The organism is Kitasatospora sp. NPDC002227 (assembly GCF_040296285.1).
Lineage (GTDB): Bacteria > Actinomycetota > Actinomycetes > Streptomycetales > Streptomycetaceae > Kitasatospora.
In genome coordinates this window covers 49,503-50,137 of record NZ_JBEOWY010000025.1, presented here as the reverse complement: position 1 = coordinate 50,137, position 635 = coordinate 49,503, and the positions used below count along the sequence as shown (strand labels likewise).

Annotated in this window: 1 protein-coding gene; it reads left to right on the top strand. The window is 73.9% G+C overall.

Annotated elements, in window-relative coordinates; genetic code table 11:
- Positions 1 to 330: 330 nt before the first annotated feature.
- On the top strand, positions 331 to 635 hold a 305-nt coding region (locus tag ABT095_RS22250; RefSeq protein WP_350531209.1), incomplete at its 3' end, for a hypothetical protein.

Genomic DNA, 635 nt, shown 5'->3' with positions numbered 1-635 from the left:
GAGCCGGTGACGCCTGCGCAGGGGGCGTTCACGCCGATGGAGCCTGTGCAGCAGGGGCGGTTGTGGCCGACGGAGGCGGCGGTGCCTGCGGAGTCTGTCGGGCGGGAGATGCCTGCCTTCCGGCGGGGTGATGCGGAGGGTTTCGGCCAGGCCGTTCCGGCGCAGCCTGCGGAGGGCTTCGTGGACTCGGTGCCGGGAGTTCGGCGCGGGGACACGGCGGACTTCGGTGGGGCGGCGCCGTTGCAGCCCTTGCAGGGCGAGACGGTCTCAGGGCGGTTGAACCCGGGCCAGGCTGAGGCTCCGAATGGGGCCGTCGTCGGGGACGGAGACATGGCGACCTTCGGCCGCCCCGCGGAGCAGGCCGTCCCGGCCGAGCACGGTGCGTTCATGGGCCGCGCGATGCCGATGCAGGAGGCCGGCGGTGGCGACCTGCCTGACGGTGTGATCCCGGCTCACCGGGTGGGGGCTTCGGCCATGGACGGCGGCTTCGTCGGCCGGGCCGAGCCGCTGACGGATGCCGTGGGGTCGGAGGGCGACACGGTTCCGGCGCAGCATGTGAGCGCGGGGATGCCGTTGGGCGGGGATACGGTTCCGGCGCAGCATGTGAGCGCGGGGATGCCGTTGGGCGGGGATAC